Origin of the sequence: Paenibacillus sp. FSL k6-2145, from assembly GCF_037976585.1 — a bacterium.
Lineage (GTDB): Bacteria > Bacillota > Bacilli > Paenibacillales > Paenibacillaceae > Paenibacillus.
Genome location: NZ_CP150267.1, coordinates 1,608,778 through 1,626,933, shown reverse-complemented (window position 1 = coordinate 1,626,933; position 18,156 = coordinate 1,608,778). Strand labels below are relative to the sequence as shown.

14 protein-coding genes are annotated in these 18,156 nt (G+C 47.3%); 9 read left to right on the top strand and 5 right to left on the bottom strand.

The features are described 5' to 3' along the window. Positions 1-229: 229 nt before the first annotated feature. Positions 230-1,774: an FAD-dependent oxidoreductase gene (locus NZ043_RS07120; protein WP_133386162.1), complete on the bottom strand. Its 1,545-nt coding sequence runs from the start codon at positions 1,772-1,774 to the stop codon at positions 230-232. Positions 1,775-2,143: 369 nt separating this feature from the next. On the opposite strand from NZ043_RS07120, the gene NZ043_RS07115 reads away from it, so the two are divergent. Continuing rightward, positions 2,144-4,966, top strand: a complete 2,823-nt coding sequence (locus tag NZ043_RS07115; protein ID WP_339311190.1) for a glycoside hydrolase family 3 C-terminal domain-containing protein — start codon at positions 2,144-2,146, stop codon at positions 4,964-4,966. A 96-nt stretch (positions 4,967-5,062) separates the two neighbouring features. On the opposite strand, the gene NZ043_RS07110 is transcribed toward NZ043_RS07115, so the two are convergent. From NZ043_RS07110 to NZ043_RS07100, 3 genes are all read right to left on the bottom strand, one after another. Next, a complete protein-coding gene (locus NZ043_RS07110; protein ID WP_036612816.1) occupies positions 5,063-5,902 on the bottom strand; it encodes a methyl-accepting chemotaxis protein in 840 nt (279 codons plus the stop codon). Positions 5,903-6,118: 216 nt separating this feature from the next. Further along, positions 6,119-6,628: an anaerobic ribonucleoside-triphosphate reductase activating protein gene (gene nrdG, locus NZ043_RS07105; protein ID WP_091036035.1), complete on the bottom strand. Its 510-nt coding sequence runs from the start codon at positions 6,626-6,628 to the stop codon at positions 6,119-6,121. Next, a complete protein-coding gene (locus tag NZ043_RS07100; protein ID WP_133386160.1) occupies positions 6,625-8,586 on the bottom strand; it encodes an anaerobic ribonucleoside triphosphate reductase in 1,962 nt (653 codons plus the stop codon). Before NZ043_RS07100 ends, nrdG begins: the two co-directional genes overlap by 4 nt. 479 nt (positions 8,587-9,065) lie before the next feature. Between NZ043_RS07100 and NZ043_RS07095 the strand changes: the two genes are divergently transcribed. Both NZ043_RS07095 and NZ043_RS07090 read left to right on the top strand, forming a co-directional pair. Beyond that, the gene (locus NZ043_RS07095; RefSeq protein ID WP_133386159.1) at positions 9,066-10,703 is read left to right on the top strand and encodes a histidine kinase dimerization/phospho-acceptor domain-containing protein; all 1,638 of its coding nucleotides are present in this window, start codon (positions 9,066-9,068) and stop codon (positions 10,701-10,703) included. A gap of 157 nt (positions 10,704-10,860) precedes the next feature. Beyond that, positions 10,861-11,799, top strand: coding sequence for an aldo/keto reductase family protein (locus NZ043_RS07090; protein WP_091036043.1), 939 nt, complete (start codon positions 10,861-10,863; stop codon positions 11,797-11,799). A gap of 135 nt (positions 11,800-11,934) precedes the next feature. Here NZ043_RS07090 and NZ043_RS07085 read toward each other — a convergent pair whose 3' ends face one another. Beyond that, positions 11,935-13,047: a diguanylate cyclase gene (locus NZ043_RS07085; protein ID WP_133386158.1), complete on the bottom strand. Its 1,113-nt coding sequence runs from the start codon at positions 13,045-13,047 to the stop codon at positions 11,935-11,937. A gap of 272 nt (positions 13,048-13,319) precedes the next feature. On the opposite strand from NZ043_RS07085, the gene NZ043_RS07080 reads away from it, so the two are divergent. The 6 genes from NZ043_RS07080 (at position 13,320) to NZ043_RS07055 (ending at position 18,150) form a co-directional block, all read left to right on the top strand. Continuing rightward, on the top strand, positions 13,320-13,715 hold the full coding sequence (locus NZ043_RS07080; RefSeq protein ID WP_036612807.1) for a transcriptional repressor: 396 nt from the start codon (positions 13,320-13,322) through the stop codon (positions 13,713-13,715). Beyond that, positions 13,691-14,497 (top strand): winged-helix domain-containing protein, encoded by an 807-nt coding sequence (locus tag NZ043_RS07075; RefSeq protein WP_091036048.1) that lies wholly within the window; start codon positions 13,691-13,693, stop codon positions 14,495-14,497. Before NZ043_RS07080 ends, NZ043_RS07075 begins: the two co-directional genes overlap by 25 nt. 237 nt (positions 14,498-14,734) lie before the next feature. Then, complete coding sequence (locus NZ043_RS07070) at positions 14,735-16,198, top strand: catalase (RefSeq protein WP_133386157.1); 1,464 nt, start codon at positions 14,735-14,737, stop codon at positions 16,196-16,198. 209 nt (positions 16,199-16,407) lie between these two features. Then, a complete protein-coding gene (locus NZ043_RS07065; RefSeq protein WP_091036054.1) occupies positions 16,408-16,824 on the top strand; it encodes a BlaI/MecI/CopY family transcriptional regulator in 417 nt (138 codons plus the stop codon). Position 16,825: 1 nt separating this feature from the next. Next, a complete protein-coding gene (locus NZ043_RS07060) occupies positions 16,826-17,686 on the top strand; it encodes a M56 family metallopeptidase (RefSeq protein ID WP_036667841.1) in 861 nt (286 codons plus the stop codon). A gap of 50 nt (positions 17,687-17,736) precedes the next feature. Next, positions 17,737-18,150, top strand: coding sequence for a DoxX family protein (locus NZ043_RS07055; RefSeq protein WP_091036057.1), 414 nt, complete (start codon positions 17,737-17,739; stop codon positions 18,148-18,150). The last annotated feature ends 6 nt before the right edge of the window (positions 18,151-18,156 follow it).

The window sequence follows — 18,156 nt, the reverse complement described above, 5'->3', positions numbered from 1 at the left end:
AGCATCCAGTACTGTTTAATGCAAGGTAGTGATTTTAAAATAGTTCCGTATCACGATTGATCGATAATAAGTTCGTTTAATACTGATGCTTAGCTGAAGCTGTCTGTTTAGCTATAATTCAGCATACGCAAAAACCGGATCGGTTACTTCCGTCTGGAGGCGGATTCCGATCCGGTCTGTGAGATGAACTTTTGTTTCTTTGGTTTACAGGTTAATCGCTAAATGTCGGTTATTCTTGTGCATCCAGAACTTTAAGGTCTTCCACAGCAGGGCCCTCAATGACATGGCCTGCATAATCGAAGCGGGAACCATGGCATGGGCAATCCCACGAACGCTCGCCCTCGTTCCATTCGACTTCGCACCCCAGATGAGTACAGGTGGTATCCACCAGAAACAGCTTGCCACTGGTGTCCTTGTAGGCGCCAGCACGTTTGCCATTATGACGAACGACGGCTCCTTCGTCTTCGCCAATATCACTAACGTTTTTGTGCACAATACCTACTTTACCGGAGATTAATTCCTTGGCTACATTCACATTTTCCACAATAAAATGTTTCATGCCAGGATCGGCCTTGAATCTTGCCGGATCGAATACAGCGGCATGAGGATTGTCACGTCCACTGATGCGATCCGCAAGAATGTGTCCTGCCATCGTGCCAGTTGTCATTCCCCATTTGGCAAACCCGGTCGCCACATAGACACGTTCATGTCTTCCGGTAATCGGTCCAATGTAAGGCACCTTGTCAATAGAGATCAGATCCTGGGCTGACCAGCGAAAAGGAATGTTGCGAATGCCAAATGTCTCCGCTGCGAACTGCTCCAGACGTTCATAATGACCGAAGGTGCAGATGCCTTGTCCGGTTTTGTGATTTTCGCCGCCAAAGAGGATAAGTTCCTTACCGTCATGCAAGACGGTACGCAAGGAACGGTACGGTGTATCGTCCGAGATGTACATGCCGCCCGCATAGGGTTTCTCCGGTTCGACTAATACAGCGTAGGATCGTTCGGCGTGTAATCGTGTGAAATAAAACCCGGGATCATAGACGGGAAAATGAGAAGCCACGACAACATGTTCCGCTGTTACGGATGGGCCATCTCCATAAGTTCTGACATGTAGTGAAGCGTCTTCCTCTACATCCGTAACTGTCGTATGCTCGTAGATCTGTACCCCTTGTTTCACAGCGGAATCGAGCAAGTAGTGCAGGTAGGCCAGCGGATCAAAGCGTGCCTGACCCGGCATGCGGATACCCGCTCTGGCGGGAACTGGAATAGGGAGTGGATCTACCCACTCACCAGGGATATTGAGTTTGCCATAGGCGGTCAGCTCGATCTCCAGTTTTTTAATGTTTTCCTCTGATTGAATATAGACGTAGGCATCTTCCTCTGCCCACTGGCAATCAATCTGTTTTTCCTTCACCAGATTGCGCATCCACTTGGCAGCATCGGCATTGCCTTCATAGTACATCCGAGCCTGTTCTTGTCCGAAGTGATGCATAATTTCATCAAATATGACGCCGTGTTGTGTAGATACCTTGGCAGTGGTATGACCGGTCGTGCCATCCAACACTTTTCCAGCCTCCAGCACGACTACACGCATACCCGTCTGCGCGAGCAGATAGGCTGTAGTAATCCCGGCGATACCGGCACCGATAATCGCTACATCCGCGGTGATATCTTCGGTCAGTTTCGGATAGCTATCGAATTCATGCGTAGCACGCCACAGTGATTCGGGGACCGGGGGCAGACCCGTCTTGGGCTGCTGATTGTCGCTCATTTGTTTTCCTCCTTGATCGTCTTCAATCTATCGAATGGGATGTTGTTCAGCGCACATCGTTGTACTCTTATTCATGATTGCCAGACTATGCCAGGAAAAAACGGTGTTGTTCAGATTTTGCAGAGGGGATGTTCACAATTTCCTGCGCAGAACCTCTGTTTTTTTTGTTAAACATGCTATATGATAAGATTACCGAAACCGTTTTAGGTTTTGAAAAGGAGATCAAGTTTTATACCTGTAAACGTTGATTATAAAAGGATTAATCTATCCATCTGAAGTAAGATTCTATCTGAATTAATCCCCGTTTTTTCATAAGATATGTATTCGCTATCATTTTAATTAACTACCGATAACCAAAGGAGATTCCATATGACGACCAACCAAACGAAATATCCGTTTCAAGATACAGCACTAGAGTTAGACACCCGGGTGAAAGACCTTGTATCCCGCTTGACGGAAGATGAAAAAATTGAATCCATGCTGCAATATCAGCCAGCAGTAGAACGCTTGGGTGTGCCTGCATACAAACACGGAACAGAAGCGGCACACGGCCTGGCCTGGCTTGGAGAAGCAACATCTTTCCCACAACCGGCGGGGCTAGCATGCACATGGGATGCAGATCTGATGAAGGAGATTGGCTCCGTGCTCGGAGACGAGGCGCGTGTATTTTATAAACGAAATCCGGCAGTGAACGGTCTTACGCTGTGGGCACCTACAGTGGATATGGAACGTGACCCGCGCTGGGGACGGAATGAAGAGGCGTATGGTGAAGATCCAGAACTGACAGCCGAGCTGACAACAGCATTGGTCAAAGGAATTCAGGGTGACCATCCGAAGTATTACAAAGCGGTTGCTACTTTGAAGCATTTTCTTGCGAATAATAACGAAGTGGATCGCGGAAGTGGTTCGTCCAGCATTGATCCGCGCAACATGCGTGAATATTATCTGAAAGCGTTTGAGAAGCCATTTAAGGAAGGCGGCGCACAGTCCATGATGACGGCGTACAACTCCATTAATGGTACGCCAGCGTTGTTGCATCCATTTGTGAACGAGGTTGTCAAAGGCGAATGGGGAATGGATGGTTTCGTTGTCAGCGACGCAGGCGATGTAATGGGCATCAAGAACGATCATAAATACTATGATTCCCACACACCAGGTACGGTAGAGTCTGTTAAAGCTGGAATTGATAGCATCACCGATGATGCTGAGCTGTCCAAACAGGCTCTGCGTGAAGGATTGGAACAAGGTACACTCACGATGGATGACATCGATAAGGCGTTGTTCAATACGTTCCGTGTGCGTTTCCGTCTGGGCGAGTTCGATCCGGAAGAAGGGAACCCGTACGCTGCTATTGGTGAAGAGTCCATGATGACAGAGAAAGCAAAAGAACTGTCGCTCAGAGCCGCAAGAGAACAAGTCGTATTGCTCAAAAACGACAAAGGCACACTGCCGCTGGACAAAACAAAAGCTGGTAAAGTGGCTGTGATTGGTCAATTGGGCGGAACCGTCTATCGTGACTGGTATGCAGGCACCATGCCGTATAACGTATCCCCACTTGAAGCGATCCGTGGCAAAGTAGGCAGCGATAAAGTATCGTTCAAGGATGGAAATGACCGTATTACGTTAACTTCTGTAGCCAATGGGAAGAAGATTGGACTGGCAGATGGTGAAAAATCACCTGTCATTGCTTCGGGAGAAGCGGAGACGTTCATGGTGTCCGACTGGGGCTTCGGAAGTTATACCTTGCAGGCGGAAAGCAACGGCAAATATCTGACCACAGATGAAGAGACCGTAACGGCTTCCGCAGATGAAGTGTACGGCTGGTTCGTGAAGGAAGTATTCCACCTGTTGCCACAAGAGGATGGTAGTGTAGGTCTGACCACATGGAATGGCAAAACGGTGACTACACCTAATGGCGGAAACGATGCATTTGCGGTGTCTGAAGAACTGAAGTCTTTCGGTGCTACAGAGACATTCAAGCAGGATGTGATTGTGAATGGACTTGAGGAAGCGGTAGCAGCTGCCAAGGCTGCGGAAACGGCGATTGTCTTTGTTGGTAACAATCCGCTTGTAAATGGTAAAGAAGAAATTGATCGTCCAAGTCTGGATCTGGCCGAATCTCAGCAACGTTTGGTTGAGGCGGTCTATGCCGCGAACCCGAATACGGTTGTGGTCATCGTGGGTAGTTATCCATTCACATCGAATTGGGTTCAGGAGAACATCCCGGCGGTATTGTACACTTCACACGCAGGACAGGAACTGGGTAACGCAGTAGCAGACGTACTCTATGGCGACTATGCGCCAGCAGGCCGTTTGAACATGACATGGGTACAATCAGCAGATCAACTGACCGACATCAAGGATTACGATATCATTCAATCCGGTCGGACATATCAATATTTTGAAGGTAATGTATTGTATCCGTTTGGACATGGTCTGACGTATGCAACGTTTAAATACAGCAATTTGGAACTTAGCCCAGCTCAAGTGGGTACAGAGGGCAACGTTACGGTAACTGTAGATGTGAGCAATACGGGTTCAATCGCCAGTGACGAAGTTGTACAGTTGTACGTTCGTGCAGGCAAATCCCGGGTGAAACGTCCACTCAAAACGTTAAAAGGATTCCGTCGTCTTCATATCGAAGCGGGAGCTACAGCGAAAGTCAGCTTCACCTTGCCTGTTCAGGAACTGGCAATCTGGGATGTAACTCGTGATCGGTATGTCGTGGAAAGTGGAACTTACTCCATCATGGTTGCCAAGTCATCCTCTGATGTCCAACTGGTTGCAGACCTGACGGTAGAAGGAGAGACGATCCCTGCCCGTAATCTGGGTGTGGCTACTCGTGCCGAGAATTATGATGCTTACCTGTGTGTTGATCTGGATGAGAGCAAAGAGGGCGGAAGTGCTGTCCGTGTAGTTGGAGAGCAAGGATGGATTGCTTTCAAGGATGCCGATCTGGGTAGTGGGGCAGCAGCAATTGAAGCGCGTGTCTCCGCAGAACAAGCAGGTGCTGTGTTAGAAGTTCGACTCGGTTCACCAGACGGTACGCTCGCAGGACGTGTGGAACTGGCGCAAGGTGAAGCCCAGCAGTGGTCTACCGTGAAGGCTGAACTCACAGGTGCATCAGGTGCGCAGGATGTATACATTGTGTTGTCTGCAGGCGTGCGCATCAGTCACTTCGAGATTCGTTAAGTCAAATAACTCATGAAAAAGCCTCCGAACTTATTCGGAGGCTTTTGTTTATTGTTTGCTATCAAACGCATTTTTTATTGTCCATTAAACGTATTTTTATTTTCCGTCAAACGTAATCATTTTTTGCACAAATTGCTTCAATTGTTTGTTGGTTTCATTCAGCTGCTCAATTGTGCTCATGAAATTGTTTACGAGTTCAGCCTGTTCTTGGGAGCTGGCCGTGATCTCACCAAGTTCATTCTCCATGCCTTGAATGGATTGCCGAACCGAGAGAAGAGAATCTTCAATACGGGCCGTTGCTTCTTTGGTATCCACAGACAGTTTGCGAATTTCTTTGGCAACAACGCCAAAGCCTGCACCTGCTTCACCTACACGAGCAGCTTCAATGGCTGCATTCAAGCCGAGCAGATTGGTTTGTTCGGAGATTTCACGAATGAAGCTGGCGACTTGAGTTACATTGCCTGATTTCTGTACGGCTTGTTTGGAATTATTCCGGATCTCTTCGGTTGTGGCACTGAGTTCCTCGGAGTGTGCAGCTACATGCTGTACACTGTCAATTAACTGGTTGGTCAGATTTTCGGTAGCATCCATGAGCTGTTGCAGCTGGTCCTGGTCATCCATACTGTAGAGCAGGTTGAACAGGGCGATGACTTCACCTTTTTCATTTTTAATGGGGATAAAAGCCACGTCAAAAGGAACACCGAATAAATCTTTAGGATAGTGATCGAATCGTTTGACGGTACCGCCGTTGAGATCAGCAAAATTTCGATTTCCATCCAACAGAGGGTCGCCGGGTTGATAATTCAGTTGCTTTAACGATTCTCCTGCTGAGAAATATAAGAATTTTTCATGATCAATAACGGAGAGGGTTACATCCTGACGAATCGTATCTCGAAAGAAAGGCATACATGTAATTAATGCTTGAACAATATCCATATAAAAGATGATTCCTCCCTGGTTACCTTATGTAAACGGTTAAATTTTAAATGCTAACTTAGTAACTACCTATATTATATATCGTCATGCAATAGAGAAGAAAATAGAGAGAATGGATAAAACCTATTTCTTAAAGCAGACCACTATACGCCAACAAGACACGAGTCCGCTGGGGACCCGTGCCTTGTTAGTTGGTGAGGGGAATAAAACCAATGTTTACAGCATACTGAGCTGTATTGTAACGATGGTTCGAGTGGCTAGTGTTGCACTGACATCAATCAAACGTTGATTCCGACTGCCGCGGAAGGGAAGGGAGACATCACGCTCCGCTTCAACGTATCGCCCGTCAATAATCACATCACACAACTGGGCAAGCTCCGCTCTCGCAGGGTCGGTAATCAGTTCCTCATATTCAAATCCCGTGTAGGCCCATACCGTCAGATCAGGACGTGCAGCTCGGAGCTGCTGGACCCAAGACGTACATTCTGCTGCCGAGAAAAAGGGATCACCACCACACAACGTAACGCCATCCAACAATGGATGGCTCGTCACTTCATGCAGAATCTGCTGCTGCCGCTCCTCTGTAAAGGGCTCACCCGCTCGAAAGCTCCACGAATCCGGACTGAAGCAGCCTGGACAGGCGTGACGACATCCGCTGATGAACAACACAGCACGCAGGCCTGTCCCTTCATTCACCGATTCCGGGATGTAACCATATAGATTCACCGGTGCTTCACCCGATCCCGCACTTCGGCTTGCTTCGCAGCATTGAAGCGTACTTTGTAATCTCCGGTTAGATAGCCAGTTACGCGGCGTAACCGCTGGAAGTGCACATGGTTCTCGTGGGCTTCACAGCCTGGGCATACATCCCCAATGACGCCTTCATAACCACATGCAGGGCAGCGATCAATCGGATGATTAATAGAGAAATAACCGATATCCTGCGCCAGTGCATACTGCACAATTCGCAGGAAAGCTGCGGTGTTGGCCCGAACGTTTCCGTCAAGCTCCACATAGGAGATTGCACCCGCGTTACATAAAGTGTGGAACGGGGCCTCCAGTTCAATCTTCCGATAAGCTGGAAGAGTGTGGTATACCGGGATATGGAATGAGTTCGTATAATACTCACGATCATTAACCCCGGCAATGAGGCCGTATCGTTCTCTGTCGATCTTCGTGAATTTGCCGGACAAGCCTTCAGCAGGTGTGGCAAACAGGGTGATATTCAGGTTATGCTGCTCACTCATCCGGTCACAGAACTCTCTCATGGTCCGAATAATGTTGAGCGCTTCGTGGTGTACATGTGGGTCCTGCCCATGATGGCGCCCATAGAGAGCTGTCATACATTCCGCAAGACCGATAAAACCAAGAGATAATGTTCCATGTTTTAATAGATCGGCAACCGCCTCGTTCGGGCCAAGCTGTTCTCCACCTTCCCATACACCCTCCCGCATCATGAAGTCCGATGCTTTGGCAGGCTGTGCTGTCTGAATTCGGTAGCGATGCAGCAGGCCGGAAGTGGCATTATGCATAACCGACTCCAAAGCAGTGTAGAATCCCGCACGGTCAGCGACAGCTCTGGCACCTTGGCAGATGCCAAACCGGATGCCGAGTTTCACGAGGTTAATGGTGTTGAAGGACAGATTACCTTTGCCACTTTGACGATTGCGACCAAACCGGTCAGCCAGTGTACGTGTGCGGCATCCCATAGTTGCGATGATCGTATCCGGATCTTCCGGATGATAGAAAGGCAGATTGAACGAAGCATCAACATTGACAAAGTTGGGATACATCCGCCGGGATGAACAGGTGACTGCGAGGCGGAACAAATCATAGTTTGGCTCTCCATGAGCCTGATTGATCCCCTGTTTACATTGGAAAATATGTTGAGGGAACACGGGAGTCTCCCCGTTGCCCAGGCCACGGATGGTTGCTTCGAGCAATGAACGCGATACCAACCTTCCTTCCGCTGAAGTACATAATCCATAGTTCAGTGAAGTGAATGGAATCTGACCACCTGCCCGGCTGCTCATTGTATTCAAGTTATGAATCAGTGATTCAGCAGCTTGTCCTGTCTCCAGCTCAGTCTCTTCATAGGCGAAGGCATATGCGCGCGGGCACTGATTTTTCGCTTCGATGCTGTCCAGATAAAGCAGTTCATCCTCAAGCAGGGCATGCTCACCAAAGAGGCGTTGCCCTTTGCGATAATGTTTGCGGAACGATCGCTGTACATAAGGGGCCAAATCCCAGTCAATTTTATTGGCCGATACACCGCCATATTGACTGTTCTGCTGGGATTGGAAGATGATCGCAACCAGGGCCATTGCAGACATGATCGTCTGAGGTGTGCGAACCGATCCGTTGCCTGTATTAAAACCCGCAGCAAGGAGACGGTCAAACGGGATAAAGATGCAGTTGGTCGTTCCAAGTGCATACTGATCCAGATCGTGTACATACAGATCCCCATTCTCCACAGCTTGGGCAAGCTCTTCTGGCAACACATGACGCAGAGCATGCCACTTGGCGGTCTCCGAACCGAGCCTGCTCATCTTACCGCTGAAGGAGTCCCCGTTCAGATTTGCATTTTCCCTCAGCGTATCGGCGTCTTCTGCGCCAATAATGCGTCTTCCCAGGTCGGATAATAGATCGGATGCCGGTGGAGTGGCATACTCAAGCATGTTCATGTAAGGTTCCTCCTAAAATGATTTGGTTATCATTTAATTCACGTTAAATACTATATGTAGATTCGTATTATCCATTTATAAACTATATGTGGTTTTTTGGGTGTGATAATGGTCACACAACGTAGTGGGCAAAGTGGACTTTCCTTTAATTGCTGCGGATAAAGGTTTCCAAAGTCTGAGTAGAAGCGTATAATTTCTAGTTATCTTGCAAGGATAATATTCGAAGTTGGACAAGATGGACTTTAATCAAGCTGAAAAGGCGATTTGCAGTACATTTTCAGTCTTTAACTATCAGTTCAAGACCTGCTTTTGTCCGAAAACGGGCTATCGGCAGGCAGTATGATTCTCTTTTACTTCTACGGTGTTAATCATATAAGTATAGATTGTGACAGCTATTCGGATTCTTGATGAGCCCTTGTACGTGATTAACATTCTGATATACAGATTAGAAAGTGCAGCTAAGACAAAAGGGGTGGATCATGGGGACGGCAGAAGGCATTACGAGAGGCTTCTATGAAGATATAAAGGAAGCTGCGGCCCATATCGTAGACGTATTAAGCGGTATATTGAAGGTCAATACCATCTTTGTTGCCACGAATGACGGTGTGACCAATGTCATTTTGGAGGCCTTTAATCGTACGGAAGAGTTAGTTGTTAAAGGCAGTGCACTTCCTTTTACGGATTCATATTGCAGCCTGGTATTAAGAGACAACGGTAGTGTTCTTACGATCCCGGATACATGTGAACATCCGATGACACGATCCATGGGCGTTACGAGCGGACTTGGCAATCGCTTCTTCGTGGGCGTGCCTATTATGAGAAGATCGGGCGAAACATTTGGTACCATATGTCTAATGGATGATCCTGGTTATGTGATCAGCGAAACCGATATGAAGACACTGAAGGCGATGGCTGTATTCCTGGGCTATGTTGTCGATTTGGAAAGCACGTTGCATGTTCAGGAGCGGAAATTGAGTGATTCGGAACAAATGCAAGAACAGCTCCAGGCAGAGAAAGAACGTGCCGAATCTGAGGCCATGACCAAAACACAGATGTTGAAATTGATGAGTCACGAGATTCGCAATCCCTTGAATGGTATTTTGGGACTGACAGATCTGATGCGCACACCGGATATGCCAGAGGAGCAGTCCGAATATGTGAACATGATTGAGACAAGCGGCAATATTCTGCTTTCCTTGCTGAATAATATGATGAATTTCAACATTAATGAAGCAGGTAAAACGGTTATACATGATGATCCGTTTGATCTGGTAGGCACCATTGAGAATACCGTGTATCTCTATGCCGGCATTGCGACGGGCAAGAACATTGAGCTGGGATTAAATCTCGAACTGAATGTATCACAAGTGTTCGTTGGTGATGAAGTCAAGATCGGACAGTTGCTTGCACACGTCATTCAGTATGCTCTCGATTCAACGCGTGAAGGTTCCGTTCTGATCACAGCAGTGGTGAACGGAGAAGAATTGGAGGAGACTGGTACACTTCAGCTCAAGGTGAAGTACACGGGTCAGATGTTATCGGAGAAGAAGACACAAACCTTTAACAGCCAAGATGAAAATTTGAATATCCAAAAACTGATTGGAAGCAATCTGGGTTTAGCTGTAAGCCAGAATCTTGCCATTCTCATGCATGGCCGTATTCAGGTGAGCAGTGTGAAGGAAAATGAGACGGAATTCAATATCTCCCTTCCGTTGCGCAGATACTGGGAGTTACCTCAACTCGCAAGTATTCAGCAGCGGTTAAAAGGGAAAAAGGTGTTACTCGCCAAGGACCCTGACATTTTGCAAGGCGTCTCTTCCCTGATGCGTAGGTGGGAGATGGATGTACACATGACCTCGGGTTTAACATTAGCGCATGATTGGATCAAGGAAGGATTCATGCCTGATGTAGCCGTGGTGGATATGGGATTACTGGAAGGCGGAGCGGTTGATTTTGTACATGAACTGAAACAGCTACTGGAAAATCTGCCCGTCATTGTTCTTGTTCCTTATGGTATGCACATTGAATTGCATGAAGCAGAAGCCTTTGATGCTGTTCTGACAAAGCCAGTCAGACAAGCTGATCTGTTGAATGCATTGAGCATTACTTTGCCTTAAATCATGATCAGAGGATAAATCTTTATTCGGCCCACCTGTTATAGGTGCGCTTTTTTTTCATTTTCCATTTTCTGAGCCAAAGCCCTTTTATTCCGAGCTGGTTACGTTACAATAGAAAGTGAACTTCATCTTTATAACCAACAGAGGAGGATGTACATTGGATTATCGCAGATTAGGTGGAAGCGGACTGAAAGTAAGCGAGATCAGCCTGGGAAGCTGGCTGACGTACGGAGGGTATGTGGAACGTGAAAATGCGGTGAAATCAATTGAAACTGCATTTGATGAAGGCATCAACTTTTTTGATACAGCCAATGTATATGAACGGGGTGCAGCAGAAGAACTGCTTGGGCAGACGCTCAAAGCTTATTCCCGTGACTCTTATGTACTTGCAACTAAAGTATTTGGCAAAATGGGTGATGGTCCGAATGACCAGGGGTTGTCTCGCAAACATATCAAGGAGCAATGTGAAGCCAGCTTGAAGCGCTTGGGCGTTGAATATGTGGATATCTATTACTGCCATCGTTATCATACCGAAACACCAATTGAAGAAACACTCCGCGCGCTGGATGATCTGGTACGCCAAGGCAAAGTGTTATATGTCGGCGTCAGCCAGTGGACTGCGGCTCAGATGGAAGATGCATTAGGTACAGCAGATCGTCTGCTCCTGGATCGTATCGTGGTCAATCAGCCGGTGTACAACATGTTTGACCGTTATATCGAAAATGAGATTATCCCGCTCGGCGAGCGTAAAGGCATAGGACAAGTCGTATACTCCCCGCTTGCTCAAGGTCTATTGACCGGGAAATATACGTCCGTTTCCGATATCCCAGAGAATAGCCGTGCGGCCAAGCTAGGATGGGACGAAGGAAAGATCAATGCGGATCGCATCGGGAAAGTTCGTCAACTGATTGAAGTGGCGGACAAGCTGGATCTGAAGGTTGGCCAACTGGCCCTTGCCTGGATTCTGCGCCAGAACAATGTATCCAGTGCACTTGTCGGGGCGAGTCGTCCCGAGCAGGTAAAAGAGAACGCGGCTGCATCTGGCGTGAAGCTGGATGCTGCCATTGTTGAGGAGATTGAGAGCATCCTTGCTTAATCTCCTGTCAGCACACAAGCTGAGATGATATGCACTGATCCATAAAGCAAGGGATGTCCTGTGTGCCTGAATAGGCGAACGAGACATCCCTTTTTTGGAGAACGTTGAAAGGTTAGCTTATTGAAAGGCAAGATCTTACTGTGTAAGAGGCAAGGAACGAAAATTTAAGGCACACACACGGTTACGCCCTGTATTCTTGGCTTCATATAAAGCACGGTCGGCCTGTTCGAAGAAGTCGTCATCGTCATGAGCATCACAATGATCCGGATACACGGCCACACCAATGGAGATGGTTAGACGTGTTGTGTGTCCGTCGGGAAGAGCAAAATGGTATTTCTCTACTGCCTGCCGGATAGATTCGGCGGTAGCCACGGCCTGACGGTGTCCACAGTCGAGCAAGAGAATGGCGAATTCTTCCCCACCGTTTCGTGACACGATATCAGCAGAACGTGCGTGCTCAACGAGCAGTTGTCCAAGTTGCTTCAGGACCGCATCACCGGCGGAATGACCAAAGGTGTCATTTACCTTTTTGAACCGGTCAATATCAATGGCAAGCAAGGAAAGCTTTTGTTGGTAATCCCGCGCACGATGGAGTTCCAGTTGAAGTGATTTTTCGAACTGTCGTCGATTGCTCAGGTTGGTAAGATGATCGGTAGATGCTCTTTTTTCCAATAGAAATAACATTTCATTGGATTTATTAATGAATTCTGCGATGAAATAGATAAATATTCCACCAGCAAAGGAAATGGTCATTTGTAACGGATATATCTTCATTAATGAATTCATGCTGTCTGTATTCAACATAAGGATGATAAAGATTAATGTTATGCCAAGCAGATTCATTGTAATTATTTTGGTCAGTCTGGACCAGGGAGCATAGGCGAAGTATACACCGGACAGTCCGATCAGAGTCATGACAAATCCTGCATCTATAGCAGAGGATGATAAGCCGAACATCAGAATACGAAGGACCGAGATCATGAGTCCAGTAACGACCGAAGCCACTCCTCCCAGATATACCGCTGCGGTGACGATGGCCAGATGCCGTAGATCTACAATCGTAGTCTCGTTCAGAGGGAAGGAATAGTTCATGAGTACTGTGCCATATATACCGAATAATAAGCCGCCGATCAACTGAACACGTAACGAGGGAAAAGGCAATCGGATACTATAGAACTTCGCGATGATCCCGGACACATACATAAACGTAATCATGACACAGATATTAATGAAAAAAGTGCTAAACAACCGACATTCCCCCTTTTTACGCACATCCCTATATTTTATCTGAAAAGTGGTGCTGTAGCGAACCATATTATCCCAAATTTATGAGGGGATTGCTGGGAAAGATGTTTTATTTGCATATACAGGATGTTAGAGTGATATTGACTTCAATATACAATGAGATTTATACTTAATCTAAATCAAAATTTATTCCTTCTTTTTGGGAAGACCATCATAAGTAGAAGATCAGTGTCTGATTTCATATAAAATGGATCAATAATAAAGGAGAAATGGTTGTGAGAACTTTAAATCTGACGATACAACGGCAAGCGGTATATGATGTGGTGCGTCATTCGGAGGATCACCCGACAGCTGCTGATGTCATGAATCGACTCGTGGAACAAGGATATAATCTGGCCTATGGTACGGTGTATAATTCTCTTCGTTATCTGACGGACAAAGAATTGATACGGGAACTTAAACTCGGAGAGACAGCAAGTAGGTACGATGCCCGTATGGATGATCATCAGCACATTATGTGTGAAGTGTGCGGCAAAGTGGACGAGGTGATGACGGAGGTTCCTCCACAATGGATGAAACAGGTAGCTGAAGAAACTGGATATGCAATCGATCATGCTCATGTGGTCTTTGGAGGTGTCTGCGGGGAATGCAGAAACAAACGGATCAAGTAAAAATAAAACTGCCTGGCCGTCGTTTACCCCTTAGGGTTAAACCCGCCTTGTCCGATGCAGCGCCCCTTATGGACAATTGTCCTGTTACACGGCGTGTTATTCTGATCAGCCCGATGCCGGGGCAGGTTCATGAACTGGTAAAGGCCTTAACGGATAGCTGCTTTGATGTACTGGTGTTCCATCGCTGGGAACCGGATCTGCATGAGCGTCTTGTCTTTGATCTGTTGATCTATGACCTATCTGTTGCCGGAACGATCGATGCATTTGCCGGCATTAGCAGCCGATTGAATCGTGAGGCTGAGCATACAACCCCTTGTCTGTATCTGGTCGGTGAGAAGATGATTGGCAGCGCGAGTGGACCGATGCTTCAGGAGGAATTGCTGGTGTGGCCTGCACGCCCGCAGGAAGCTCTATATCGGGTGCAGCGTATGATTGGCAACAGCCCTGCTCTGCCCAAACGTGGGTTTTTGCCTGAGGAAGGGCAGCGTATCGGATTTAAGGATCTGTGGCTTGATCGGGAACGGATGAGTGTGCAGCGCGATAATAATCGGATTCATCTGACCAAGACCGAGTATGATCTGTTACTCAAGCTGATTGATGCCAAAGGTGCAGTCATTTCCCGTGAGGAGATGCTCAGCGATATTTGGGAGACAGACTTTACGGGTGGAAGTAATGTGGTTGATGTTCATATCAAAAGCTTGCGCAAAAAATTGGGCGATAACGCATCTTCGCCGCAATATATCGTAACAGTAAGAGGAGTGGGCTACCGCCTGGCGGATTAGTCCGCTTTTTTTTGCCCAAATTTATCGTTCACTTAGATACATGTTCATAGTTCATTCATGAAGTGTTGAAGAACCTCATCTTAATCTCATGTGAACCTCATGCAAGAGCAGAGTGGGACATGTTAGAATCAATTTAACAGTTAGATCAAGTCTAAATGTATATTTAAACCGAAGCCGAATATGATTTTAATAGTAGATATATAGCAGCCGTGAGACCCATTAGAGGAGGACGACATGATGACAGAACGTATGACTACGAATCAGGGAGCACCTGTAGGTGACAACCAGAATTCCCGCACAGCAGGCAGAAGAGGGCCAACACTGCTTGAAGACTACCATCTCATTGAGAAAATAGCCCACTTTGACCGTGAACGTATTCCCGAAAGAGTTGTACATGCAAGAGGAGCAGGTGCTCATGGTGTATTCACGCTAGAGCAGAGTATGAAGGAGTATACAACAGCGGACTTCCTGCAAGATCCGGGTACGGAGACGGATGTGCTGGTTCGTTTCTCAACCGTTATTCACGGTACGGGGTCACCAGAGACTGCACGAGATCCACGTGGATTTGCCGTCAAATTCTACACACGTGAAGGCAACTATGATATTGTCGGCAACCATCTGCCTGTGTTCTTCATTCGTGATGCCATGAAGTTCCCTGACATGGTGCATTCCTTGAAGCCAGCTCCGGATACCAACATTCAGGACCCAGCTCGCTATTGGGATTTCATGACCCTCTCGCCGGAATCAACCCATATGATGACCTGGTTGTTCTCTGACCTGGGTACACCGGCAAGTTATCGGGAAATGGATGGATTCGGCGTACATGCTTTCAAATGGATCAATGCACAGGGGCAGGTCCACTATGTGAAGTACAAGTGGGAGTCTGCACAGGGGGTTCGCGGCTTTTCACGTCAGGAAGCTGCCGAGGTACAGGGGCAAGACTTTAACCATGCTACCCGGGACCTGCATGAACATATCAAGAACGGGCAATACCCGCAGTGGAAGTTACAGGTACAGCTCTTGAAGCCGGAGCAAATGGATGATTTTTCTTTTGATCCGCTCGACCCGACCAAAACTTGGCCTGAAGATGTATTGCCGTTCCATACGGTAGGGACCATGACCCTGAATCGGAATCCCAAAAACTTCTTTGCTGAAGTGGAGCAGGCTGCCTTTTCACCTAGTGCACTTGTACCTGGAATTGAACCTTCCGAAGACAAATTGCTGCAAGGACGTCTATTCTCTTATCCAGATACACAGCGTCACCGGCTTGGAACGAACTATTTGCAAATTCCGGTGAATTGCCCGTACGCACCCGTTCGTAATCATCAGCGTGATGGACTCATGAATGTGAATCAGGACCCATCTCCGGTGAACTATGAACCCAACAGTTCAGGAAACAGCCCGCAGGAAGATCCGGCATATCGGGACAGTCAGGTTCCATTGCAAGGGCATGTTACACGAGAAAAAATCGAGAAAACGGATGATTACACGCAGGCAGGGGAGCTTTTCCGTTCATTTACTCCTGTAGAGCAGCAACATTTACTTGATAATCTGATCAATGACCTTAAGGGCGTATCTGTTGATATTCAAATGCGTGCCCTGTGCCACTTCTTCCGGGCGGATGGACAGCTTGGCGGACGTTTGGCTCATGGACTCGGCGTGGATATTTCTGCACATATGCCGTCACAGGATGGCAAATAAAGTGCAGTTTGACCCTGTACTCATAACATCATACTGACTGATATTTGGTGAAGACCGGGAAAACCGTGAGCGTGCGGAATTTCCCGGTCTTTGGCCTTTTTTACTGAAATGGAAAACAAATTTACAAATCATTTACATAAAATAGCTGACATAGAGGTTGACTTCTCATTTGTTGGCACTACAATGGGTAGTGTGAGGGGTGTCATAACATGAGAATACACAATTTCAAAGTGGGTGAGCGTGGGCTCAACCGATTTTTTGGTCCGCTGGAGGCCAAGATCATGGACATTTTATGGTCTCGTCCTGGCAGCAGCATCCGTGAAGTGCAGACCGCACTTGAACAAGACAAAGACGTCAATTTTAATACAGTCATGACCGTGATGAACCGGCTCGTAGACAAGGGACTTCTCGGAAAGTCACAAAAGGGCAGAACATCTTTGTACCAACCGGTACAGAGTAAGGAGGAGTTTATGAACGACCAATCCAAGGAACTGTCACATGAGTTGGTGGATGAATTCGGAGCTCTGGCATTGAATCATATGCTGGATGCGCTGGACGAAGCAGATGCGGGTCTAATTGAACGCCTGGAACAGAAGATCAAACAATGGAAAAAGGATAGCGATTAAGATGTGGAAGACCCGCTCGAAACTTTTGTTTACCGTCGGGTTTGGCATTCCGTTACTCGTGTTCATGCAGATGTTCATGTACGCGATGTACAAAATTTTTGGCTGGGATATCCCGTTTAACCTGCTATGGCTCTGCAATCATTGGATGAGTCGACTGGGTTGGTTATCCGTGGGACATTTCCTGCTGGCACTGGTATTGCTGACTTTTGCGGGAACAGGTTGGTTGCTAATGGTGCGTATGATGAAAACCAGAGCCGCCGTACGTAAACTTCGCTCCATGGAGGTGCGTGCATTGTCTCGCGAACTGGAGTCCAAGTATCACCATCTCGGACAGCCAGGATTCATTGTGGTGGACAAGCATTCTCCGGTTGCATTTACAATTGGTTTATGGAGACCATGTATTGTACTCTCCACAGGGCTTCTGACGATGTTGGATGCAGAAGAGGAGACTGCAGTTGTGTACCATGAAGTCCATCACCTGTGGCACCGTGACCCACTGAAGACGACACTGCTATCGGTATTTGCAATCATGATGCCGTATATTCCCGTATTGAAGCATACTTCGAAACATTACAATATCGTGAGAGAAATTCTGGCAGACAATGAGGCCATTGAGCGTACAGGCAATGTGGCAGGTATTGGCAGTGCTTTGCTCAAGCTGCTCCGTGCTTGTCCTGAACCTTGGGGAGCCAAAGAACTGACCGTTCAGTCCTCATTTGCGGATACGTCGGTGAATGTCCGAATTTCACGTCTGCTGGACCCAGAACAGGACGTGACGCTGAGGTTGCCACGTTATGCTGTTCTGATGTCGGCTACTGTTTTTCTATTGCTGTCTATCTTGTTTGTTTGGTCCATCGGATAAATTAATTTGGCTAAATGTGAAGTCGAATATAACGAGGAAGGAAGATGAACATGAATAATAAAAGTGTAGAGATTGGATTATTTTTCTCAAGGATTATGATCGGTTTGATCTTTGTATTGCACGGCTGGAGTAAATTCGAAGGTGGAATCAGCGGTACAGTAGGTTTTTTCGAAAGTATCGGTATTCCCGGATTTCTTGCATCCGTTGTAGCCATTATTGAGTTGGTGGGTGGTGCAGCGATGATTCTGGGTCTGGGAACACGTGTGTTTGCTGCCCTGTTTGCCATCGTGATGGTTGGCGTTCTGTTTACAGCCAAAATGGGTGAGCCGTTCCTGAGTGGTACCGAGTTAGATTACCTGCTGCTGGCGGGTTCCCTGACACTGCTCTTCACAGGAAGCCGCTTCCTGGCCGTGGATTATCTGTTCTCCAGACAGGGGAGCGCTCGCCAGAATGTGAGTGCTTGAATTGAC